We start from the raw sequence: 22,405 nt of genomic DNA, 5'->3' as shown, positions 1-22,405 counted from the left end.
ACCCATTGAATGGGAGCCACTTCAGTCGCGAAGTTCATCCAGGCAGTTCAATCCTGCCAACTTCCCCCGGCACGGTCGGCCAGTCTCCGCTTGCCCAACGAGTTTTTGCCTGTTCTATCAGGGCCTTGTCGCTGGCCACGAAATTCCAGTTCATGCGACGTGGGCCGTCCAGTGGTGCGCCTCCTATCAGTACCGCATGGCAGTCGCTTTCTGCGCAGAGGTTCATTTCAGTGCCTGGTTCCAGCACCACCAGACTGCGAGGTGTGACCGGTTCGCCATCCAGCGATGCTTCACCTTCCAGCACGTAAAGTGCCCGTTCTTCATGTTCGGTGGGGATGCGCAGGGTTGTGGCATTCTGCAGATGCAATTCGGCGTACAGGGTGGGGGACTGCACCGCTACAGGCGAGGTCAGGCAGAAACCGTTGCCTGCGATCATGCGAATGCGGATTCCCTGCGCTTCGCTGCATGGCAGGCTCTGTGCCGGGTAGTAGCCATAATGACCATTTCCCTGTTCGTGTTCTCTTGGAGAAGCCAGCCAGACCTGCAGGCCATGCAGGCGCGAGCCGCTGGCCATCAGGGAGGAGGGGGTGCGTTCGATATGGGCGATGGCGCTGCCGGAGGTCATCCAGCTGACGTCGCCGGGGCCGACCAACTGGTCGCTGCCCAGGCTGTCCTTGTGCTGTAGCTGGCCTTCAAGCAGGTAGGTCAGGGTCGACAGGCCGATGTGCGGATGCTGGCGAATATCCATGCCCGTGCCCGGCGCATACTCGTTTTCCAGCATGTGATCGAAAAACACGAAGGGGCCGACGTTTCTGCATTTTGCCGAGGGCAGGGGGCGCAGGATCGGTTGTCCTTCCACGTCTTCGGCGCGTGGTTTGATAGTGAGCATGTGGCTTGTCTCTGCAGTCGGGGCAATGCCCAAGCATATCGCAGACATGAAAAAGGCGCCTCGAAAGGCGCCTTCTCTATTACGTGGCGATGGGCGTATTACTTGCCCTGCCAGCGTTTCATGACCAGTGTGGCGTTGGTGCCACCAAAGCCGAAGCTGTTGCTCATGACCAGGTCGAGCTTGGCATCTTCGCGAGTCTTGAGCAGGATCGGCATGTCGGCGACAACCGGGTCCAGTTCGTCGATGTTGGCGGAACCGGCAATGAAGTTGTTTTCCATCATCAGCAGGCAGTAGATGGCTTCATGCACGCCGGCAGCACCCAGGGAGTGACCGGACAGGCTCTTGGTCGAGCTGATGGCTGGAGCGTCGGTGCCGAAGACTTCGCGAACACCTTCCATTTCCTTGGCGTCGCCGACCGGAGTCGAGGTGCCGTGGGTGTTGAGGTAGTCGATCTTGCCGTCAACGGTGGACAGAGCCATCTGCATGCAGCGGATAGCGCCTTCACCGCTTGGAGCGACCATGTCGTAGCCATCGGAAGTCGCGCCGTAGCCGACGATTTCAGCGTAGATCTTGGCGCCACGTGCCAGAGCGTGTTCCAGCTCTTCGACAACTACCATGCCGCCACCGCCGGCAATGACGAAACCGTCACGCTTGGCGTCGTAGGCGCGGGAGGCCTTTTCCGGGGTTTCGTTGTACTGGGTGGACAGAGCGCCCATGGCGTCGAAAAGGAAAGACTGGGTCCAGTGCTCTTCTTCACCGCCGCCAGCAAAGACGATGTCCTGCTTGCCCAGCTGGATCTGCTCGACTGCGTTACCGATGCAGTGGGCGCTGGTGGCGCAGGCGGACGAGATGGAATAGTTCACGCCCTTGATCTTGAACGGAGTGGCCAGGCACGCCGAAACGGTGCTGCCCATGGTCCGGGTGACGCGATATGGACCGACGCGCTTGACGCCTTTTTCGCGCAGGGTGTCCAGTGCTTCCATCTGGTTCAGAGTGGAAGCGCCGCCGCTGCCGGCGATCAGGCCGGTGCGCACGTTGGAAACCTGTTCTTCGCTCAGGCCGGAGTCGGCAATGGCGTCTTTCATCGCCAGGTAGGCATAGGCTGCCGCGTGGCCGACGAAACGGAAGATCTTGCGATCGATCAGTTCTTCGAGGTTGAGGTCGATGGAGCCGGAAACCTGGCTGCGCAGACCCATTTCGGCATATTCCGGATTGAACCGGATGCCAGGGCGGTTGGCACGCAGGTTGGCGGTGACGGTCTCTTTGTCATTGCCCAAGCAGGAAACAATGCCCAGACCAGTGATAACGACGCGGCGCATGCGATTACCCTTAGAAGTTTTCAGTGGAAGTGAAGACGCCGACCCGCAGGCCTTCGGCGGTGTAGATCTCGCGGCCGTCGACAGTCACCGAACCATCGGCAATGGCCAGGTTCAGCTTGCCTTTGAGGACGCGCTTGATCTGAATGTTATAGGTGACCTTGCTGGCGCTCGGCAGGACCTGGCCGAAGAACTTCACTTCGCCCGAGCCCAGTGCACGGCCACGGCCTGGCAGACCCTGCCAGCCCAGGAAGAAACCTACCAGCTGCCACATGGCATCGAGGCCCAGGCAGCCTGGCATGACCGGGTCGCCTTCGAAGTGACAGGCGAAGAACCACAGGTCTGGATTGATATCCAGCTCGGCGACCAATTCACCTTTGCCGTACTTGCCGCCTTCCTCGCTGATGTGGGTGATGCGATCAACCATCAGCATGTTGGGGGCGGGCAGTTGCGCGTTACCTGGTCCGAACAGCTCGCCGCGACTGCAGCGCAGCAGGTCTTCCCGGGTAAAGGCGTGTTGTTTGGTCATGCGAGCTCCTCAATAATCTTTGTGCGGCAAGATGGGGCGCCACTGGCCCTATCGCCAGTCCTGGCGGACTAATTCGCCAGGACTCTGTCCGGCAGCCTACTCATAGACTGTTGCGTTGAAGTGAAAGTCACAGCGCAAGGGAAAATCAAAGTACACCTGTGCACTGAAATACGTCATTCGACCGATATCATTGGGCGGTCCGATCCCCAAGACTGCCGCAATTTATCATTTATCGCCAGTCGCAGCCGCTCGAAAGGATAGCCAACGCTGCAAAATCTGCTGTAAATCAGCATGTTTGAAGGGTTTTGCCAGATAGTCGTTCATGCCCGCCTGTAAACAGGCGTCACGATCACCCTGCAGGACATTAGCCGTCAGAGCGATGATCGGCAACTCGCCCAGCCCCGAAAGTTGCCGGATTCTGCGGGTTGCTTCATAGCCATCCATGACCGGCAGTCGGCAATCCATGAGAATCAGCGCGTAATTTCCTGCGGCAGCCTTGATGACGGCCTGTGCGCCGTCGAGCGCGACATCCACCTTGCAGCCCATGTTGTGCAGCATGGCCGTGACCACGGTACGGTTGACCGGGTTGTCCTCGACCAGCAATACACAGCGTTCCCGGTTGCAGGACTCGATACCCGGCAGTGGCTGCGCCTTGGTTGCGGCCGTCATGCTGCATAACGGCAGCGGGATCTGCAAAGTAAAGATGGAGCCGATGCCTTCTTCGCTCTGTGCATGCAGGGTGCCGCCCATGCGCTCGGCAAGCGTGCGGGCAATCGGCAGGCCCAGCCCGGTGCCGCCATAGCGCCGGGAAATGGAACTGTCGGCCTGCTTGAAGGCATCGAACATGGACTCCAGCCGATCCGCATGAATGCCGATTCCGCTGTCGCGTACGGTGCATATGAAGCGTACCTGATCGTTGTCCAGGTCTTCCCAGCCCACTTCTATGCGCACGCTGCCCACTTCTGTGAACTTCAGGGCATTGCCGATCAGGTTGACCAGAATCTGGCGGATACGGGTGGGATCGCCCACTACGTTCAGCGACTCCAGGCCCGGTTGTATCTGTCGTTCCAGCAGCAGATTGCGTTGCTGGGCGCTGTGGATGAAGGCCTGGATCGAGGCGTTGACCAGTTCGGCCAGATTGAAGGTGATGCCTTCGATCTGCAGGGCATCGCGTTCGATACGGGAGAAGTCGAGAATGTCATTGATGACCCGCAGCAGGTGTTCGGTAGACTCGGTAGCCAGCGCCGCGTATTCGGCCTGCTCGTCAGTCATGCGGGTGGTTTCCAGTAATTGCAGCATGCCCAGCACGCCATTCATGGGGGTGCGCAGTTCATGGCTCATCATCGCCAGAAAGTCGGATTTGGCCCGGTTGGCCTGTTCGGCTTCCTCCCGGGTCTGGATCAACTGAGCCATGGAGCGCTGCTGCTCGGTACTGGCCTTGTCCAGGTTCGAGGCCAGATTGTTGATGTGTCTGGCCAGGGCTCCCAGCTCGGCATCGTCGCTGACGGGCAGGGGTGTATGGTAGTCGCCTTGTTGAATGGCCTTGAGCGCTTCGCCCATGTCGCTGATCGGTTGCGACAGGCTCAGGGCCAGACGCCTGGCCAGCAGAAAGGTAAACAGAAGCGCGAACAGCGCCAGTATGCCGGCCTTGAGCAGGATTTCCTGCTGGCGCTGGCTGAACGCCTCGCTGGACATGCCCACCAGTACTCGGCCCAGATAGCCTCCCGAGGTCGCGATATTGTGATTCACACTCGCATGTTGCGAGTGGATGGGGGCCTGGAAGGTTTCCGTCTGCAGCGAGTGGTTGGCGCTCTGGTGTGGCTGTTCGATGTAGATCAGCACATTGTTGTTGCTGTCCTGGATTTCCACATAGCGGACGTTGGGCATGGACAGGGTCGCCCGCATCAGGCTCTTGAGGGTTTCGATATCCCCTAGAATGACCCCGGTTTCCGACGCTGGTGCCAACTGGTTGGCGATCAGTTGCCCGATATGATTGAGTTCCTGACGCAGGTCCTGAATCCGCACGAAAGTGAAGAAGCTGACCAGCAGCAGTGTCAGGATCAGTGCCGGGCCCAGGCTTATGATCTGGGTGCGGGTATGAATATCCCAGTGACGCAGTTTCATTGGCTGCGTGCCTTCTGGGCCGTGTGGCAATCCAGGAAGTGGAGTGTGGCGTCCATGCTTCTGCGCTCTGTGGTTCGGGTCATAGCATTTGCATCGGCACAGCGTCAAAGCCGTTTGCCACGATAATCCATGCTGCATCGGCGCATGTTAACCGAGATGACGGCAATTTCCATGGAACTTGTGTGACTGCAATGCGCTCAGGTCCATGGGGGGAGCGTTTGCCGCTGGCCGATGCGTCAACGCTCCGTATAATGCGTCATCGCCAGTTGAATGGCCCTGGATGGATTGGTTTATGACCACACAGCAACCTGTAGCGGTTCTTGGTGGCGGCAGCTTCGGCACTGCCATTGCAAACCTGTTGGCACAGAACGGCCATCAGGTGCGCCAATGGATGCGCGACCCGGAGCAGGCCCAAGCGATTCGCGACAACCGTGAAAACCCTCGTTATCTGAAGGGCATCAAGGTCAGGCCTGAAGTCGAGCCTGTGACCGATCTCACTGCAACCGTCGAGGCGTGCGAGCTGATTTTCGTCGCCTTGCCCTCAAGTGCCCTGCGCACCGTGCTGGCGCCCCATGTCGAGCGTTTGAACGGCAAGATGCTGGTGAGCCTGACCAAGGGCATCGAGGCCCAGACGTTCAAGCTCATGAGCCAGATTCTCGAAGAGATCGTGCCCGATGCTCGTATCGGTGTGTTGTCCGGCCCCAACCTGGCCCGGGAGATCGCCGAAGATGCGCTGACCGCAACTGTGGTCGCCAGCGAAGATGAAGAACTGTGCCAGCGGGTTCAGGCTGCGCTGCACGGCCGTACCTTTCGGGTCTATGCCAGTAACGACCGTTTCGGCGTGGAACTGGGCGGTGCGCTGAAGAATGTCTATGCAATCATTGCAGGCATGGCCGTGGCGCTGGGCATGGGTGAAAACACCAAGAGCATGCTGATTACCCGCGCCCTGGCCGAAATGACCCGCTTTGCGGTCAGTCAGGGGGCCAACCCCATGACGTTTCTGGGGCTTGCCGGTGTCGGCGACCTGATCGTGACCTGCTCCTCGCCCAAGAGCCGCAACTATCAGGTGGGGTTCGCCCTGGGGCAGGGCTTGAATCTGGACGAAGCGGTGAGCCGTCTGGGCGAAGTGGCCGAGGGCGTGAACACTCTCAAGGTGCTCAAGGTCAAGGCGCAGCAGGTGCAGGTCTATATGCCGTTGGTCGCTGGCCTGCATGCAATTCTTTTTGAAGGTCGTACGCTCAACCAGGTCATCGAAGCGCTGATGCGCGCAGAGCCCAAGACGGACGTCGATTTCATTTCCACCACGGGTTTCAACTGAATTCCATTTCATCAGGGAGAAGATCTTGAACGAATCCAAAATCCAGAAGAACGAATCGATCCTGTTGCGCATCCTGTGGATGCTGCTGTTCGTCATTGCCTGGCAGGTCGCGGAGATTGTCCTGGCAGGTGTCGTGGTGGTGCAACTTGTCTATCGCCTGATCTATGGTGCGCCCAGCGGCAGCCTGATGAACTTCGGTGACAGCCTGAGCCAGTTTTTGGCGCAGATCGGTCGCTTCGGGACTTTTCACAGCGATCAGAAACCTTGGCCGTTCGCCGACTGGCCGACGCCGCGTGCTCCGGAGGGCGAGGCTGCGCATCGTGTCGATCCTGCACCGCATCCGGTGCGTGATGAAGAGCCAAAACTGTGAAGGTCTGGGTACTGCGCCATGGAGAGGCGCAATCCCGGGCGCGCAGCGACTCCGAGCGTGAACTGACGGCCCATGGCCGCGAAGAAGTGCTCAAGAGCGCTGCGCATCTGCAAGGCAAGCCGCTGCAGCGAATCGTGGCCAGTCCTTACGTGCGGGCGCAACAGACCGCCGAACTGGTTCGTCATGCGCTGGGTTTCAGCGAGCCGATTGTAACCGTCCCCTGGTTGACTCCCGACAGCGATCCGCGTCAGGTCCTGAGTCATCTTGACCTTCAGGCTGCCGACGACATCCTGCTGGTCAGCCATCAGCCCCTGGTTGGCGCATTGGTCGGTCTGCTGGTGCATGGCAGTTATCAGCACGCCCAACCCATGAGCACTGCCAGCCTGGCCGAACTCGAAGGCGAGTTTGCAACGGCGGGCGGCATGACACTGCTGAGTGTTCGCCACGTTTGAATCAAGGATGCGCGGTTCATACCCCGTTGCGAGCAAGGCGGTATCTACGCATGATCAAGTGCATTTATAAAAAGGATCAGGCATGACCATATGGCGTGAAACTCCCAATCTCGAAAGCCTCAATGCAGGCCAGAAGAACACCATTGGCGAAGTGCTGGATATTCGCCTCGACTCGTTTACCGAAGATTCCCTGACCGGCAGCATGGTGGTCGATCAGCGTACCCATCAGCCTTTCGGCCTGCTGCATGGCGGGGCATCCGTGGTGCTGGCGGAATCCCTCGGGTCCATGGCCAGCTTTCTGGTGGTCGACAGCAGCAAGTTCTTTTGCGTGGGACTGGAGGTCAACGCCAACCACCTGCGTGGCGTGCGCAGCGGGCGTGTGACGGGTGTGGTACGTCCGGTTCATCTCGGCCGTACGACCCATGTGTGGGATATCCGCATCAGCAACGAGGAGGGCAAGCCATGCTGCATCTCTCGCCTGACCGTCGCGGTCGTTCCCCATGGGCAGGAGCCGCCGGCACGTTGAATGCCGACACTCCGGCCAACCCGATGGCCGGAGTGTCACCTTCGATGGCACTTCCAATCGTTGCCGTAGCCCTGACGGGGTGCGCACAATCGCCACAGATTCGGCCATCGAGTGCGTCGGCATGTCGCAACATATCTTCTTTGCTCACGCCAACGGTTTTCCGTCGGCGACCTACGGCAAGCTGTTCTCCGCGCTGGCACCGGAGTACTCGGTTGCCCATCTGGAACAGCATGCCCACGACCCGCGTTTCCCGGTCGATGACAACTGGCTGAATCTGGTGGATGAACTGATCCATCATTTGCGCGAACAGCCGGCACCCGTCTGGGGTGTCGGGCATTCCCTGGGTGGTGTGCTGCACTTTCATGCAGCGCTGCGTTGCCCGGAGTTGTACCGAGGTGTGGTGATGCTCGATTCGCCGGTCCTGAGTCTGCTGGATCAATGGATGATCCGCGCCGCCAAGCGTTTCGGTTTCATCGATCGCATCACGCCCGCAGGCCGTACTCTGGGGCGTCGCGAAGCCTTCAGCGATGCAGCGGCGGCGCGTGATTATTTCTCCAGCAAGATGTTGTTCCGCCGTTTCGACCCGGACTGTTTCGATGCTTATCTGCAACATGGCCTGCGAGTCGATGGCGAACAGTTGCGTCTGCGCTTCGATGCCGCCACGGAAATCAGCATTTATCGCAGCATTCCGCACACCAGCCCCAAGCCTTCGCGGCAACTCAGCGTGCCGCTGGCCATGGTGCGCGGTAAACACAGCCGGGTGGTATTGCCCCATCATGGCTATCAGGCCAGACGTCTGCGCGACGGTGAATACCTGTCGATGCCGGGAGGGCACATGTTTCCTCTGGAGCGGCCTGTCGAAACAGCGCAGATGCTCAAATCATTGTTTACCCGTTGGGACGCCCGACGCATGGAGGTTACTGGCCCATGAGCCATGCAGTAGAAGAAGTTTGCCTGAGTCTGGGACATATCGAACTGGCCGCGCATCTGTTCGGGCCTGAAGACGGCCAGCCGGTAATCGCCTTGCACGGCTGGCTCGATAACGCCAACAGCTTTGCCCGGCTGGCGCCGCGGCTTGAAGGCCTGCGTATCGTGGCGCTGGATCTGGCAGGTCACGGTCACTCCGATCATCGTCCTGCAGGGGCGAGCTACAATCTGGTCGATTATGTATTTGATGTGCTGCAGGTAGCGGAGCAATTGGGCTGGCAGCGCTTTTCCCTGTTGGGGCATTCGCTGGGAGCAATCATCTCGGTGATTCTGGCGGCTTCGATGCCTGAGCGAGTGCAGCGTCTGGCCCTGATCGACGGGTTGCTGCCGCTGACCGGCGAAGCCGACGAGACAGTGAATCGCATGCGCATGGCCATCGAGGCGCAACTGGCCTTGCCCGGCAAGCAGAAGCCGGTGTATCCGGATCAGGAGCGCGCCATAGAAGTACGCATGAGGGGGATGGTTGCCGTCAGTCGTGAAGCGGCGCAATTGCTGGCCCAGCGTGGACTGATGCCGGTCCCCGGCGGTTACACCTGGCGCAGCGACAGTCGTCTGACATTGCCCTCGGCCATGCGCTTCAGTCACCGGCAGGCCATGAACTTTGTCGACGGAATCAAGTGTCCGACACAATTGGTAATGGCTGAAGACGGAATGCTGGCCAGGAATCGGGAGCTGCTGTCAGGGCTGCCATTTCAGGTCAAAAGCCTGTCCGGCGGGCATCATCTGCACTTGAATGACGAAGAGGGCGCAAGCTCTGTTGCAGACTGTTTCAATCGCTTCTTCGCTGCGCCTTGACTTGCAACAGGCAACTGTCGACGCTGCAAGAATCGAAACAGGAGTCAATCATGATGGACCAGCCTATTGCCGTTTACATTTGCCTTGATGGCGACGTTGTCCGTTCCATTTCTCCTCTAGCAAGTCGATGAGAGCATCCATGCGTTTATCCCGTGCTCCATTGGTCATGCTGTGTGCTTCACTGTTCAGCGCTCTGGTGTCTGCCGCCGATGTGCCGGGCAGTCATGACCTGAATATCGTGCCGCGTCTGACCGATGCGGAAATAGTCGATTACCGGCCCGCTGCCGAACTGGAACGTATCTACCCGATGGGGGCGATCCGCAAGATCAGCGGCCAGTTGCGTTTTGACGGTCAGGTCAATGCCCGTGGCAATCTCACCTCGGTCACCTACCAGTTGCCTGCCGAACGCACTTCGGATGAAGCGTTCACGGCTGCTCGTGAAGCCTTGCAGAAGCAGGGGGCCGAGCTGTTGTTCTGGTGTCAGGCCCGTGATTGTGGCGAAAGCAGCCTGTGGGCCAATGATGTCTTCGGTAACTCCAAGCTCTATGGCGCCGATGACCGTCAGGCCTATCTGCTGCTGAGACTGGCCGAGCCTGACAGCGAAACCCTGGTGGCCCTGTACGGCATCACTCGCGGCAATCGTCGGGCTTACCTGCATGTCGAGCAGTTCACGGCCGCCGCCCCTCTGGGCGAACTGTTGCCGACGTCCGCCACCTTGCTGCGCCAGCTCAGAAGCACCGGCAGGCTGGAACTGCCACGGCTGGGTGGCGAACCCGAGGAGCGCTGGGTGACTTTACTGTCCCGTGGCCTGAATCTGGACAGCACCTTGCGCGCCACGGTTTCGGGCACCCATGCCGATGCATGGCGCGAAGCACTGGTTGCCAAGGGGGTACGCACGGCACGATTGGAGACGGGCAGTGTCGATAAGGCAGGTCTTGTCATAGAGGTAATCCGCTAGGCTCTGTGCAAGACGTCCGCTTTCTTGTCTGGATAGGTGTCCTCCATGTTCAATAACGACCGCCTGCTGGTGCAGATCCTGTTGTTGGTGCTATTGGGTGCCTGTCTCTGGGTAATGGCCCCATTCTGGTCGGCACTGGTCTGGGGCGCTGTGCTGGCGTTTGCCAGCTGGCCGCTGATGCGTTTGCTGACTCACTGGTTCAAGGGCCGCGAATCGCTGGCCGCTCTGGTGATGAGCCTGTGCTGGTTGCTACTGGTGGCCGCGCCGCTGGTCTGGCTTGGGTTCAACCTTGCCGACCATGTGCGTGACGCAACGGCGTTCATCAAGGATGTTCAGGTCGACGGATTGCCCGATCCTCCGGCCTGGCTGGCGGGGATTCCGCTGGTGGGCGAGCGGTTGGTAGGGATCTGGAACACCATCGATCAGCAGGGTGCAGCGTTGATGACTGCTGCCAGGCCTTATCTGGGAGAAGTCGGCAACTGGTTGCTGGCCCGGAGTGCCCAGATCGGCGGCGGCATTCTGGAACTGAGCCTGAGCATCGTGTTCGCGTTCTTCTTCTATCGTGACGGTCCGAGGCTGGCGGCCTTCGTGCTCAGCCTGCTGGAGCGCCTGATCGGTGACCGGGCCCAGTATTATCTGGATTTGGTGGCCGCTACCGTGCAGCGTGTGGTCAATGGTGTGATCGGTACTGCCGCAGCCCAGGCCATCCTGGCCCTGATCGGTTTCCTGATCGCTGGCATTCCCGGTGCGCTGGTGCTGGGTATCCTGACCTTCCTGTTCAGCCTGATTCCCATGGGGCCGCCACTGGTCTGGATACCGGCCACTGCCTGGCTGGTCTGGCAGGGCGAATATGGCATGGCAGTGTTCCTGGGCCTGTGGGGCACATTCATCATCAGTGGCGTGGACAACGTACTTAAGCCGTATCTGATCAGCCGTGGCGGCAACCTGCCGCTGGTGATCGTGCTGCTGGGGGTATTTGGCGGTTTGCTGGCGTTCGGTTTTATCGGCCTGTTCATCGGGCCGACGCTGCTGGCGGTGGCCTACAGCCTGTTGACCGACTGGGTTGTGGGCGAGCGAATCATCAAGAATCATCGCTAGAAGATCCCGCCGCTTGACGCCGGTCAGCGGCGGTTTCCCGGTCAGGCTGCTGTGTCGAGGTATTTGCCGACAGGCTTGCTGCCTTCGGTGTTATAACGCTCGCCCAATGCAGCAATCATCTTGCTCAAGGCCTGGGCAGTCACCTGGCTGGCGCTGGTCTGCTCGCTGTCAGTGCTGCTGACACTGGCATTCTGTGCAGGCGGCGGACCGGCAGGTGGTTGCTGAGGTTGCAGGCTGGCGGCCAGTTCTTCAATGCTGACAGTGCCGTCTTCGTTGGTGTCCAGGGCATCGAACACTTTAGTGCTGTCGGCTGTGCTGCCTGCATTGGTGAGGCCGGTGGTCAACTCGTCGCTGTTGATCGAACCGTCGCCGTCAGTGTCCAGCGAACTGAGCAGGTCTTCCGCCAGGTCTGTGGCAGGCGGTGGCGGTGGTGGTGTCAGCGCTGCCAGTTCATCGGCATCCAGGCTGTCATCATCGTTACTGTCCAGACTGCTGAACGCTTCGCTCAGGCTGACGGTAATCCCGTCTTTCTTGTCGGAAGAAAGCGCCGAGCTCAGTTCGTCCTTGTTGATGCTGCCATCGCCGTCGGTATCGAGTCTGGCCAGCAATTCTTCCTGAAATTTCTTGCTGCTGGTGCCTGAAGTCAAACTGCTCGAGCTGCTGTAGCTCGAATAACTGCTGCTGATGCCACTGATCATTGGACTGACTCCCTGAGGTTGATAGTGCCGATGGCGGTGCACCGGCTGATGAAGCCTCGGGGTGGCAGTTGTCGTGGGGATGTGGGGTTTGTATCGGGCGGGATACGTGGTCGTCAGACGCGCGGCAGATCGAGCACCACCGTCAGGCCGCCGCCGGGCGTCTGGGTCAGATACAGCTCGCCGCCCATGCGCAAGGCCGCTTCCCGGGCGATGGTCATACCCATGCCGACACCCCCGGAATTGCGATTGCGCGAGCCTTCGAGGCGATAGAAGGGCTCGAATACCGTTTCGTGGAACTCGGGTGCGATACCCGGCCCGTGGTCGATGACCAGGATCTTCACGCGACTGGCCTGATCTTCGATATCAATCTGCACACTGCCGGCATAGCGCAGCGCATTGTCGATCAGGTTATGCAGGCAGGAGCGCAGTGCCATGGGCTGGGTCTTGAGTGGCTTGCACTGACCCTGGTATTGCACGTCGTCGCCATTGTCCTGGGCGTTCTCGGCCAGTGATTCGATCAGCGCCTGCAGGTCGAGCTGCTGCAGTTCTTCGCTCTTGCGATGCTCGTTGAGGTAGCTCAGGGTCGCGTCGAGCATATTGATCATGTCGTCCAGATCCTGGGTCATCTGGTCGTGCAGCTTGAGGTCATCGATCTTTTCGACGCGCAGTTTCAGGCGCGACAGCGGTGTGCGCAGGTCGTGGGAGACGGCTGCCAGCATGCGTCCGCGCTGCTGCATCTGCTCGCGGATTTTCTGTTGCATCAGATTGAAGGCATGGGCGGCGTTGCGTGCCTCTCTGGGGCCGGTGAGTTCCAGTGGCGGGCTGTCGAGGTTTTCGCTCAGGCGTTCGGCCGCTTCGCTCATGCGTTGTACGGGGCGGCTCAGGGCCTTGGCCCCGAACCAGGCGGCGATCACCAGAGTGATCAGTTGAAAACCCACGACAGTCAGCGGACCACGCCAGAATGAAGGTCTGCGGCGCTCACGATCCTGAGGGAAATCATTGGTCTGCTGTTGCGCGGAGGGCGGCGCTTCCCGTGGTGGCGGCGGTGGCGGGCCGTATTGGGTGAACCAGATGAATGCCAGCACATGCCCGAGCAGGATCGCAATCAGTGCGCCGCCGAACAGCCGTGCGAAGAGGGTGTCGGCTGATCTTATCAAGCGAGTTCCTTGGCATCGAAGAGATAGCCTTCACCGCGCACCGTCTTGATCAACTGGGGATTCTTGGGATCATCTCCCAGTTTCTGGCGCAGACGCGAGACCAGCAGATCGATACTGCGGTCGAAGGCTTCGATGGAGCGGCCACGCGCGGCATCGAGCAGTTGTTCGCGGCTGAGCACGCGATGCGGACGCTCCAGAAATACCCGCAACAGGCGGAACTCGGCGTTGGAAAGCGGCACCACCAGACCATCGGCCGCAATCAGTTGGCGCAGGACGCTGTTGAGTCGCCAGGCATCGAAGCGAACGGTGGTGCGTTGTTCACTGCGTTCGTCACGGACGCGACGCAAGACCGTCTGGATGCGCGCTACCAGTTCGCGAGGTTCGAAGGGCTTGGCCATATAGTCGTCGGCACCCAGCTCCAGACCGATGATACGGTCGGTGGGTTCGCAGCGGGCGGTGAGCATCAGGATCGGAATATCCGAAGTGCTGCGCAGCCAGCGGCACAACGACAGACCATCTTCGCCGGGCAGCATCAGGTCAAGCACCACGACATCGAAGGTTTCTTCGGTCAGCGCCTGACGCATTTGCGTACCGTCGGTAACGCCTCTGGACTGGATATTGAAACGGGACAGGTAATCGCAGAGCAGTTCACGAATGGCCACATCATCATCGACGATCAGGGCACGGATGTTCCAGCGCTGCTCGGATGACGAGTTATCGGTATTGCTGTCATGGATCGGTTGCATAGTGCGACTGCTGCCTTGTGATGCCGCCATCACTGGCCGCTGTTGAGGATCAACGCTCCCGCAATGCTACTTCGCCACGGGGCGCGGCGAAAGGGTGTCGCGGGAGAATGTCGTGGGCATGTCCTGAATGTATTGATCTTGGTACAAAAGGGCAGAGCTTGCCTGTAATACTTTTTCTCACGCCGCGATCGAATGCCGTTTCCGTAAGAGCGACTTCATTGGCTCTGTCCTCGTTAAGTGTTGTGGTGTCTCTGGTACAGCGCTGGTCATGCTGTGGGAGGCAGCTTGCTGGCGACAATGGTGAAGTCGCCAGCAAGCTGCCCCCACAGTCCCCACCGCGGCGCTGACACGCCATTCTTTACGCCGTCTTTACGCCCCTTGCGCAATGTCGCTCTCGTTCCTTTACGCCCCTGCTGCGGACAATGGCTCCCAAGCGGCAACCGCCGTAGCGACGGAGAATCTTGATGAGCGTTCTGGATGGGGTGTCACTGCTGTTGGCAGTCGGGCTGTTCATTTACTTGCTGGTTGCGCTGCTGCGCGCAGGCCGGAACTAGGAGCTGCCATGCACAGTTATGACTATCTGCTGATTCTGGCTTTTCTGGTGCTGGTCGTCTTGCCTGCACCCATGCTGGGGCGTTTCTACTACCGGGTGGTGGAGGGCGAGCGCACCTGGCTCAGCCCGGTGCTGGGGCCGGTGGAGAATATCTGCTATCGCCTGTCGGGCATCGACCCGAAAGTCGAGCAGAACTGGAAGGCCTATCTGTGGGCCTTGCTGGCGTTCAACCTGGCCGGTTTCGTGCTGCTGTTCGCCATGTTGCTGGGACAGGGTGCCTTGCCGCTCAACCCGCAGCAGTTGCCGGGGCTGGAGTGGTCGCTGGCGTTCAACACGGCGATGAGTTTTGTCACCAACACTAACTGGCAGAGCTACAGCGGTGAAGCTTCGTTGAGTTACCTGAGCCAGATGGCTGGCCTGACCGTGCAGAACTTTGTCAGCGCGGCCACCGGTATTGCCGTGCTGCTGGCGTTCTGTCGCGGTATCAGCCGTCGCTCGACGGAAAATCTCGGCAACTTCTGGACCGACATGACCCGTGTCACCCTGTACGGTCTGTTGCCGCTGTGCATCGTCCTGGCCTTGCTGCTGGTCTGGCAGGGCGTGCCGCAAAGCTTTGCTCACTACATTGATGCCGTCACTCTGCAGGGCGCCGATCAAAGCCTGCCCATGGGGCCTGCTGCCAGCCAGATCGCGATCAAGCAGCTGGGCACCAACGGTGGTGGGTTCTTTGGTGTGAACTCGGCGCATCCGTTCGAGAACCCGACCGCCTTGAGCAACCTGCTGCAACTGGTGTCGATCCTGCTGATTCCGGCTGCACTGGTGTTCACTTTCGGCCATTACGTCAAGGACATGCGCCAGAGCCGGGCAATCATGGCCTGCATGCTGATCATGCTATTGATCGGCGGCGCTGTTTCGCTGTGGGCCGAGTATCAGCCCAACCCGGCGCTGAACATTGCCGGTGTCGAGCAGACCGCGCCGCTGGAAGGCAAGGAAAGCCGTTTTGGCACCACCGCCACCGTGCTCTGGGCGACGGCGACTACCGCCGCGTCGAATGGCTCGGTCAACGCCATGCATGACAGTCTCAACCCGCTGTCTGGCATGGTCGCGCTGGTCAACATGATGGTCGGTGAAGTGATTTTCGGCGGCGTCGGTGTCGGTCTCAACGGCATGTTGCTCAACGTGTTGATCGCGGTGTTCCTGGCCGGTCTGATGATCGGTCGTACCCCGGAATACCTGGGCAAGAAGCTTCAGGCGACGGAAATCCGCCTGCTGGTCGCGACCCTGCTGGTGATGCCGGTCGGCGTGCTGGTACTGGGTGCCGTGGCGGCCAGTCTGCCAGGCCCGTTGGCTTCGGTGAGCAACCCCGGTCCCCACGGTTTCAGCCAGTTGCTGTACGCCTACACCTCGGCCACGGCCAACAACGGCTCGGCGTTCGGTGGTTTCAGTGCCAATACCGTGTTCCACAACCTGATGCTCAGCGTGGCGATGTTCCTGGGACGTTTCGGCTACATCGTTCCGGTCCTGGCACTGGCGGGCAGTCTGGCGATGAAAAAGGCCGCGCCGCAGGGTCTGAACAGCTTCCCGACCCATGGCCCGCTGTTCGTGACCTTGCTGACCGTGACCATTTTGCTGGTCGGTGGCCTGACCTTTCTGCCAACCCTGGCACTGGGTCCGATTGCCGAACATTTGAGCCTGGGCTTCTGAGGAGCCGATGATGAATATGCAGATTCCTGTGACAAAGCCGTCCGAAACGCCAGCCGTGGCCGAGCCGGCGAAAACCAGCTTCTCGTCGCTGTGGCGCGGTGCGCTGGTGCAAGCCTTCGTCAAGCTCGACCCTCGTCAACTGGCCCGCTCGCCAGTGATGCTGGTGGTGGAACTGACCGCCATCCTGACCACGATTCTGTGTCTGATTCCCGACCCGGCCGTACCGACCGGTGTGGCGGTGCAGATCGCCCTGTGGCTATGGTTCACCGTGCTGTTTGCCAACTTTGCCGAAGCCCTGGCAGAAGGGCGCGGCAAGGCGCGTGCCGACAGCCTCAAGGCAGGCAGCGAAGGACTCAAGGCGCGTCGTCGCGATGAGTCCGGCGCGTTCGGCATGATCAACGCCAGCGCCTTGCGCAAAGGCGATGTGGTGCGCGTCGAAGCCGGGGAAATGATCCCCGGTGACGGTGAGGTCATCGAAGGGATCGCGGCGGTCAACGAAGCGGCGATTACCGGCGAGTCGGCTCCGGTCATCCGTGAGTCCGGCGGCGATCGTTCGGCCGTGACCGGCAATACCCGGCTGGTATCCGACTGGTTGCTGATACGGATCAGCACCAACCCCGGCGAATCGACCCTGGACCGCATGATTGCTCTGGTCGAAGGCGCCAAGCGCCAGAAAACGCCCAACGAAGTGGCGCTGGATATTCTGCTGATCGGCCTGACCCTGATCTTCCTGCTGGTGGTCGTGACCCTGCAGCCGTTCGCCCGTTTTGCCGGCGGCAGCCTGCCGCTGGTGTTTCTGGTGGCGCTGCTGGTCACCCTGATTCCCACCACCATCGGTGGCCTGCTGTCCGCCATCGGGATTGCCGGCATGGACCGTCTGGTGCGTCTCAATGTCATCGCCAAATCCGGCCGTGCAGTTGAGGCTGCCGGTGATGTACATGTGTTGCTGCTGGACAAGACCGGCACCATCACTTTTGGCAACCGCCGTTGCAGTGCGCTGTATTCCGCACCGGGCGTCACGGCCAAGGAGATGAGTGACGGCGCCTTGCTGGCGTCCCTGGCCGATGACACGGCCGAAGGTAAATCCATCGTCGAATACCTGCGCAATCTGCATCCGATCAGCGAGCCGAAACCTGCGGAACTGACGGCTGTACCTTTCAGCGCGGAAACCCGTTTGTCCGGCGTGGATTATCAAGGTCATCAGTACCGCAAGGGCGCCGTGGATTCGTTGCTGGCCTTTGTGGATCTGCAACGTCGCGACTTGCCTGCGGCTCTGGCCCGGGAAATCGACAAGATCGCCAAGACCGGCGGTACGCCGTTGCTGGTGTGTGTCGACAAGAAGCTGTTGGGTGCCATCCATCTCAAGGATGTGGTCAAGCCTGGCATCCGCGAGCGTTTTGCCGAACTGCGCAAACTGGGCATTCGCACCGTGATGGTGACCGGTGATAACCCGCTGACCGCAGCGGCGATTGCCGCCGAAGCCGGTGTGGACGATGTGCTGGCCGAAGCGACGCCGGAGAAGAAGCTGGAGCGTATTCGCGCCGAGCAGAACGAAGGGCGTCTGGTGGCGATGTGCGGTGACGGTGCCAACGATGCCCCGGCACTGGCCCAGGCGGACGTCGGTATGGCGATGAACGATGGCACCCAGGCTGCACGTGAAGCGGCGAACATGGTGGATCTGGACAGCGATCCGACCAAGCTGCTGGACGTGGTGCAGATCGGCAAGGAATTGCTGGTCACTCGCGGCGCGCTGACGACCTTTTCCATCGCCAACGACGTGGCCAAGTACTTCGCGATTCTGCCGGCCCTGTTTGCTGCGATCTATCCGCAACTGGGTGTGCTGAACATCATGCAATTGGCCAGCCCGCAGAGCGCGATTGTCTCGGCCATCGTCTTCAACGCCCTGATCATCGTGCTGCTGATCCCGCTGGCCCTGCGCGGCGTGCGGGTCCAGGCCGCCAGCGCGGCTCATCTGCTGCGCCGCAACCTGCTGATCTATGGCGTGGGCGGCATCATCGTGCCGTTTGTGGGTATCAAATTGATCGACATGCTGCTGGTTGGATTGGGGCTTGTGTAGGACCGAATTCATTCGGGAGTGCTTTTCGCGGATGAGTCCGCTCTCGCAAGGGATTGCAGGAGCGCGCTTGCCCGCGAAGGGGCCAAATGATCTTTATCTGATTCTGAGGGTTTTGCTATGTCCACTGTATTGCGTCCGGCCTTGAGCCTGATTGTGTTAATGACTGTGCTGACCGGCGTGGCTTATCCATTGGCCGTCACGGGTGTGGCTCGGGTGGCTTTCCCCGAACAGGCCAATGGCAGTCTGGTCTACGACGCCAGCGGTAAGGTGCAGGGCTCGGAGCTGATTGCCCAGGCCTTCAGCGGTGATGAATGGTTCCAGCCGCGTCCTTCTGCTGGCGCTTTTGCCACGGTTTCCAGCAGCGCGAGCAATCTGGCACCGAGTAATCCTGCCCTGGTAACCCGTGTCACCGAGGATGCCGCAAAACTGGCCGTTGCAGGGCAGGGCGCAGTGCCGCTGGCCTTGCTGACCACTTCCGGCAGCGGTCTTGATCCGCATCTGCCGCCGTCCGCGGCTACCTATCAGGCTGCGCGTGTCGCGGCGGCGCGCAAGCTGCCGCTGGAACAGGTGCAGGCCCTGATCGATGCCAATACCGAGCGATCCCTGATCGGTCCGCCCGTGGTCAATGTGCTGGACTTGAATCGTGCCCTGAATCGGTTAACGTCTGCGCAACGCCAGGCACAACTTTGAGTGAGTAGTAACAGACATGAGTGATTCCGGCCGTGCCGATGCCTTGCTAGCCGATATGCCCAGAGCCGGGCGTGGGCGTTTGAAAGTATTTCTGGGCGCTGCGCCCGGCGTGGGCAAGACCTACGCAATGCTGCAGGCCGCCCATGGTCAGTTGCGCCAGGGCGTGAAGGTGCTTGCCGGTGTGGTCGAGACTCATGGTCGCGCAGAAACCGAGGCGTTGCTGGGCGGTTTGCCGCAACAGCCTCTGCTGCGTTCGCAATACCGTGGCGTGACCCTGGAGGAAATGGACCTCGATGGCCTGCTCAGGCAGCGTCCGGAACTGGCGCTGGTGGACGAACTGGCCCACAGCAACGCGCCGGGCAGTCGTCACGCAAAACGCTGGCAGGACATTCAGGAACTGCTGGCCGCCGGCATCAATGTCTACACCACCGTCAATGTGCAGCACCTGGAAAGCCTCAACGACCAAGTGCGCGGCATTACCGGCGTACAGGTCCGTGAAACCCTGCCTGACTGGGTGTTGCAGGAAGCCTATGAACTGGTGCTGATCGACCTGCCGCCCCGTGAACTGCTTGAGCGTCTGCGCGACGGCAAGGTCTATGTGCCGGAGCAGGCGCGGGCCGCCATCGATGCATTCTTTACCCAGACCAACCTCACGGCCTTGCGTGAGCTGGCGATGCAGACGGCGGCGGCACAGGTGGACAACGATCTGGCCCAGGGCTACCGCCAGTTGGGGCAGGACGCACCTGCCGTGCGCGGACGCTTGCTGGTCTGTGTGGATGGCGATATCCATGCCGAACGCCTGGTACGGCATGCCAGCCGTGTTGCACAGCGTCGGCATCTGCCCTGGACGCTGGTGCATGTCGACAATGGCCGACCTTTCGACGAACAGTCCCGCGCTCGTCTGCAACGTGCCCAGCAACTGGCCGAGCGGCTGGGCGGGGAAGTGGTGCAACTGCGGGCAGGCGAGGTGGCCCGAACCCTGATTCAGCATGCGGCCGAGCGTCGGGCCAGCGTGGTTCTGGTCGGCCAGTCGCAACCGCGCCTGCGCCGTCGGCTGTTCGGCGGCGGCGTTGCCGAGCGTTTGTTGCGTGAAGCCCATGGCCTTGAAATCAGTGTGCTGGACAGCGAGCCGCTGCCGGATCAGCCACGGATTCGCTCATCCCGCCCTGCGCCGTGGTTCGATTACTTCCTGGCCCTGATTGCGACCTTGCTGGCCAGTGCCCTGGCCTGGGCGGTGTCGAACGTACTGGATCTGCCGAATATCTCGCTGGTGTTTCTGGCGGCCGTTCTGCTGGTGGCGATACGCACCAGCGTCGGCCCTGCGCTGGCCTGTTCGGTATTGTCGTTCCTGGCCTATGACTTTCTGTTCATGCCGCCGAGTTTTTCCCTGACCATCCAGCGCGAAGAAGACGTGCTGACCTTGCTGTTCTTTCTGCTGATGTCTGCCCTGACCGGTAATCTGGCAGCGCGCCAGCGTCGGCAGCTGGAGGCCCTGCGCGATACGCAGGAGCAGACCAGTGAACTGCTGGACCTGTCCCGCAAGATGACCGCAGCGACCGATCGACAGGCCGTGCTCAGCGCCGCCGAACATCACTTGAATGGCTGGCAGGAACTGCAAGTCTGCCTGCTGGACCGTGACGGCCAGGGCGGCTGGAAACCCGGCAACGATATTGCGCCATTGTCCGAACCGGAGCGTGCGGCGGCAGACTGGGCCTGGCAGCACGATCAGGCGGCGGGCTACGGCACCGGCACCTTGCCGTCCGGGCGCTGGTGGTGGTGGCCATTGTCCGGTGAAAACGGGCCGCTGGCCTTGCTGGGTGTATGCCCGCGCGATGGCCAGGAATTCACTGCCCAGCGTCGTCGTCTGCTGATCGCCCTCAGCCAGCCACTGGCCCAGGCGCTGGCCCGTGCGCGACTGGCCGAGGATCTGGAAGCGGCGCGCCTGCATGGGGAAACCGAGCAGTTGCGCAGCGCCTTGCTGGCGTCGGTTTCCCATGACTTGCGAACGCCCCTGACTTCCATGCGCGGCAGTATCGACAGCCTGTTGGCGCTGGGCGAAGCGATTTCCCTGGAAGACCGTCGTGAACTACTGGAAGGCACCCGGGACGAGGCCGAGCGTCTGGATCGCTATATTCAGAACCTGCTGGATATGACTCGCCTGGGCCACGGCGCACTGAAACTGGCGCGGGACTGGGTATCGCCTGGCGATATCGTCGGCAGTGCCCTCAGTCGTCTGCGTGCAGTGATGGCGCCGTTGCAGGTCGAGGCTCAGGTGTCTGCCGAGCTGCCGCTGCTGTATGTGCATGCTGCCTTGATCGAGCAGGCGCTGGTCAATGTGCTGGAAAACGCGGCGCGCTTTTCGCCGCTCAATGGCCGTCTGCAGGTGGCGGTCACGGTAGAGAACGGCGAACTGCTATTTGCGGTCAGCGATGAAGGGCCGGGGATTCCCGAGAGCGAACGGGCGAAGATTTTCGACATGTTCTACACCGCTGCCCGAGGGGATCGTGGCGGACAGGGCACGGGGTTGGGGCTGGCGATCTGTCAGGGCATGGTCGGTGCCCATGGTGGACGTGTCAGCGTGGGAACCGGCATTGACGGGCAAGGCACCTGCATCACCTTGCACCTGCCGCTGCAGACACAGCCTGAAGCCGAAACGGAGTCGTTGTCTTGAGGACGCTTTACGTTAGGCTTATGGCCCATCCGGCCATTGCATACCCAGGGACATCATGAGTCAGACCTCGACCATTCTGGTGATCGACGACGAGCCGCAGATTCGCAAGTTCCTGCGCATCAGCCTCGTTTCACAAGGATACAAAGTGCTTGAAGCGGCCACGGGCATCGACGGTCTGAGTCAGGCGGCCTTGAGCAAGCCGGATTTGCTGGTGCTCGACCTGGGTCTGCCGGATATGGATGGCCAACAGGTCTTGAGCGAGTTTCGCGAATGGTCGAGCGTGCCGGTGCTGGTGCTGTCGGTCCGCGCCAGCGAAACCCAGAAGGTCCAGGCGCTGGATGCCGGGGCCAACGATTACGTGACCAAACCCTTCGGCATTCAGGAGTTTCTGGCCAGGGTCCGGGCGTTGCTGCGGCAGGTAACGGTCGGTGACAAGCCGCAAGCGGCACTCAATATCGGCCCGCTGACCGTGGACCTGGCCTATCGGCGTGTGCTGCTCGATGGTGTGGAAGTGGCGCTGACTCGCAAGGAGTACGCCGTACTGGCACAACTGGCGCGCTATCCGGGACGTGTCATTACCCAGCAGCAATTGCTCAAGGATATCTGGGGGCCGACCCACACCGAAGACAGCCACTATCTGCGGATCGTGGTAGGGCACCTGCGCCAGAAGCTGGCCGATGACCCCGCTGCCCCGCGCTTTATCGTGACCGAGGCGGGGGTTGGGTACCGGTTGATGGGCGGATGACC

At 60.7% G+C, this 22,405-nt stretch carries 20 protein-coding genes and 2 pseudogenes; 14 read left to right on the top strand and 8 right to left on the bottom strand.

Features of this window, described 5'->3' with window-relative positions:
- Nucleotides 1-34: 34 nt before the first annotated feature.
- From JSY17_RS17090 to JSY17_RS17075, 5 genes and pseudogenes are all read right to left on the bottom strand, one after another.
- Complete coding sequence (locus tag JSY17_RS17090) at nt 35-889, bottom strand: pirin family protein (protein ID WP_122371220.1); 855 nt, start codon at nt 887-889, stop codon at nt 35-37.
- A 98-nt stretch (nt 890-987) separates the two neighbouring features.
- Nucleotides 988-2,208 (bottom strand): beta-ketoacyl-ACP synthase I, encoded by a 1,221-nt coding sequence (gene fabB, locus JSY17_RS17085; protein ID WP_122371221.1) that lies wholly within the window; start codon nt 2,206-2,208, stop codon nt 988-990.
- Between the two features lie 10 nt (nt 2,209-2,218).
- Entirely contained in the window at nt 2,219-2,734 is a 516-nt protein-coding gene (gene fabA, locus JSY17_RS17080) for a 3-hydroxyacyl-[acyl-carrier-protein] dehydratase FabA (protein ID WP_117164269.1), read from the bottom strand.
- Nucleotides 2,735-2,959: 225 nt separating this feature from the next.
- Nucleotides 2,960-3,349 (bottom strand): annotated as a pseudogene (locus tag JSY17_RS26090) (response regulator); the annotation flags it as partial.
- Nucleotides 3,350-3,411: 62 nt separating this feature from the next.
- Nucleotides 3,412-4,858: pseudogene (locus JSY17_RS17075) on the bottom strand (ATP-binding protein); the annotation flags it as partial.
- A gap of 292 nt (nt 4,859-5,150) precedes the next feature.
- Between JSY17_RS17075 and JSY17_RS17070 the strand changes: the two are divergent.
- From JSY17_RS17070 to JSY17_RS17035, 8 genes are all read left to right on the top strand, one after another.
- Nucleotides 5,151-6,176: an NAD(P)H-dependent glycerol-3-phosphate dehydrogenase gene (locus tag JSY17_RS17070; RefSeq protein ID WP_206402507.1), complete on the top strand. Its 1,026-nt coding sequence runs from the start codon at nt 5,151-5,153 to the stop codon at nt 6,174-6,176.
- Between the two features lie 25 nt (nt 6,177-6,201).
- Entirely contained in the window at nt 6,202-6,546 is a 345-nt protein-coding gene (locus JSY17_RS17065; protein ID WP_117184361.1) for a DUF4389 domain-containing protein, read from the top strand.
- Nucleotides 6,543-6,998: a phosphohistidine phosphatase SixA gene (gene sixA, locus JSY17_RS17060; protein WP_117184362.1), complete on the top strand. Its 456-nt coding sequence runs from the start codon at nt 6,543-6,545 to the stop codon at nt 6,996-6,998. Before JSY17_RS17065 ends, sixA begins: the two co-directional genes overlap by 4 nt.
- Nucleotides 6,999-7,080: 82 nt before the next feature.
- Complete coding sequence (locus tag JSY17_RS17055; protein WP_117164274.1) at nt 7,081-7,524, top strand: hotdog fold thioesterase; 444 nt, start codon at nt 7,081-7,083, stop codon at nt 7,522-7,524.
- A 121-nt stretch (nt 7,525-7,645) separates the two neighbouring features.
- Nucleotides 7,646-8,455 carry an alpha/beta fold hydrolase gene (locus JSY17_RS17050; RefSeq protein WP_117186826.1) on the top strand — a complete coding sequence of 270 codons (810 nt, stop codon included), beginning with the start codon at nt 7,646-7,648 and terminating at the stop codon, nt 8,453-8,455.
- On the top strand, nt 8,452-9,306 hold the full coding sequence (locus tag JSY17_RS17045) for an alpha/beta fold hydrolase (protein ID WP_206402505.1): 855 nt from the start codon (nt 8,452-8,454) through the stop codon (nt 9,304-9,306). Before JSY17_RS17050 ends, JSY17_RS17045 begins: the two co-directional genes overlap by 4 nt.
- A 139-nt stretch (nt 9,307-9,445) precedes the next feature.
- On the top strand, nt 9,446-10,264 hold the full coding sequence (locus tag JSY17_RS17040; protein ID WP_183133963.1) for a DUF4892 domain-containing protein: 819 nt from the start codon (nt 9,446-9,448) through the stop codon (nt 10,262-10,264).
- 45 nt (nt 10,265-10,309) lie between these two features.
- Nucleotides 10,310-11,362, top strand: coding sequence for an AI-2E family transporter (locus tag JSY17_RS17035; protein WP_206402504.1), 1,053 nt, complete (start codon nt 10,310-10,312; stop codon nt 11,360-11,362).
- A 41-nt stretch (nt 11,363-11,403) separates the two neighbouring features.
- Here JSY17_RS17035 and xopAW read toward each other — a convergent pair whose 3' ends face one another.
- The 3 genes from xopAW to JSY17_RS17020 form a co-directional block, all read right to left on the bottom strand.
- Nucleotides 11,404-12,060 (bottom strand): XopAW family type III secretion system calcium-binding effector, encoded by a 657-nt coding sequence (gene xopAW, locus JSY17_RS17030; RefSeq protein WP_206402503.1) that lies wholly within the window; start codon nt 12,058-12,060, stop codon nt 11,404-11,406.
- A 113-nt stretch (nt 12,061-12,173) separates the two neighbouring features.
- On the bottom strand, nt 12,174-13,217 hold the full coding sequence (locus JSY17_RS17025) for a sensor histidine kinase (protein WP_117184368.1): 1,044 nt from the start codon (nt 13,215-13,217) through the stop codon (nt 12,174-12,176).
- Nucleotides 13,214-13,963, bottom strand: coding sequence for a response regulator (locus JSY17_RS17020; RefSeq protein WP_117184369.1), 750 nt, complete (start codon nt 13,961-13,963; stop codon nt 13,214-13,216). Before JSY17_RS17020 ends, JSY17_RS17025 begins: the two co-directional genes overlap by 4 nt.
- A gap of 464 nt (nt 13,964-14,427) precedes the next feature.
- Here JSY17_RS17020 and kdpF point away from each other — a divergent pair, with 464 nt between their 5' ends.
- From kdpF to JSY17_RS16990, 6 genes are all read left to right on the top strand, one after another.
- A complete protein-coding gene (kdpF, locus tag JSY17_RS17015) occupies nt 14,428-14,517 on the top strand; it encodes a K(+)-transporting ATPase subunit F (protein WP_074569008.1) in 90 nt (29 codons plus the stop codon).
- Nucleotides 14,518-14,525: 8 nt separating this feature from the next.
- Nucleotides 14,526-16,220 (top strand): potassium-transporting ATPase subunit KdpA, encoded by a 1,695-nt coding sequence (gene kdpA / locus JSY17_RS17010; protein ID WP_117184370.1) that lies wholly within the window; start codon nt 14,526-14,528, stop codon nt 16,218-16,220.
- Between the two features lie 10 nt (nt 16,221-16,230).
- Entirely contained in the window at nt 16,231-18,297 is a 2,067-nt protein-coding gene (gene kdpB, locus JSY17_RS17005; RefSeq protein WP_117186821.1) for a potassium-transporting ATPase subunit KdpB, read from the top strand.
- A 117-nt stretch (nt 18,298-18,414) separates the two neighbouring features.
- The gene (gene kdpC, locus JSY17_RS17000; protein ID WP_206402502.1) at nt 18,415-18,987 is read left to right on the top strand and encodes a potassium-transporting ATPase subunit KdpC; all 573 of its coding nucleotides are present in this window, start codon (nt 18,415-18,417) and stop codon (nt 18,985-18,987) included.
- Between the two features lie 16 nt (nt 18,988-19,003).
- Nucleotides 19,004-21,658 (top strand): sensor histidine kinase, encoded by a 2,655-nt coding sequence (locus JSY17_RS16995; RefSeq protein WP_117184373.1) that lies wholly within the window; start codon nt 19,004-19,006, stop codon nt 21,656-21,658.
- 55 nt (nt 21,659-21,713) lie between these two features.
- On the top strand, nt 21,714-22,403 hold the full coding sequence (locus JSY17_RS16990; protein WP_206402501.1) for a response regulator: 690 nt from the start codon (nt 21,714-21,716) through the stop codon (nt 22,401-22,403).
- Nucleotides 22,404-22,405: the final 2 nt, after the last annotated feature.

Origin of the sequence: Pseudomonas capsici (assembly GCF_017165765.1) — a bacterium.
GTDB lineage: Bacteria > Pseudomonadota > Gammaproteobacteria > Pseudomonadales > Pseudomonadaceae > Aquipseudomonas > Aquipseudomonas capsici.
The sequence above is the reverse complement of the archived record's forward strand: the minus strand, read 5'-3'. Positions and strand labels throughout refer to the sequence as shown.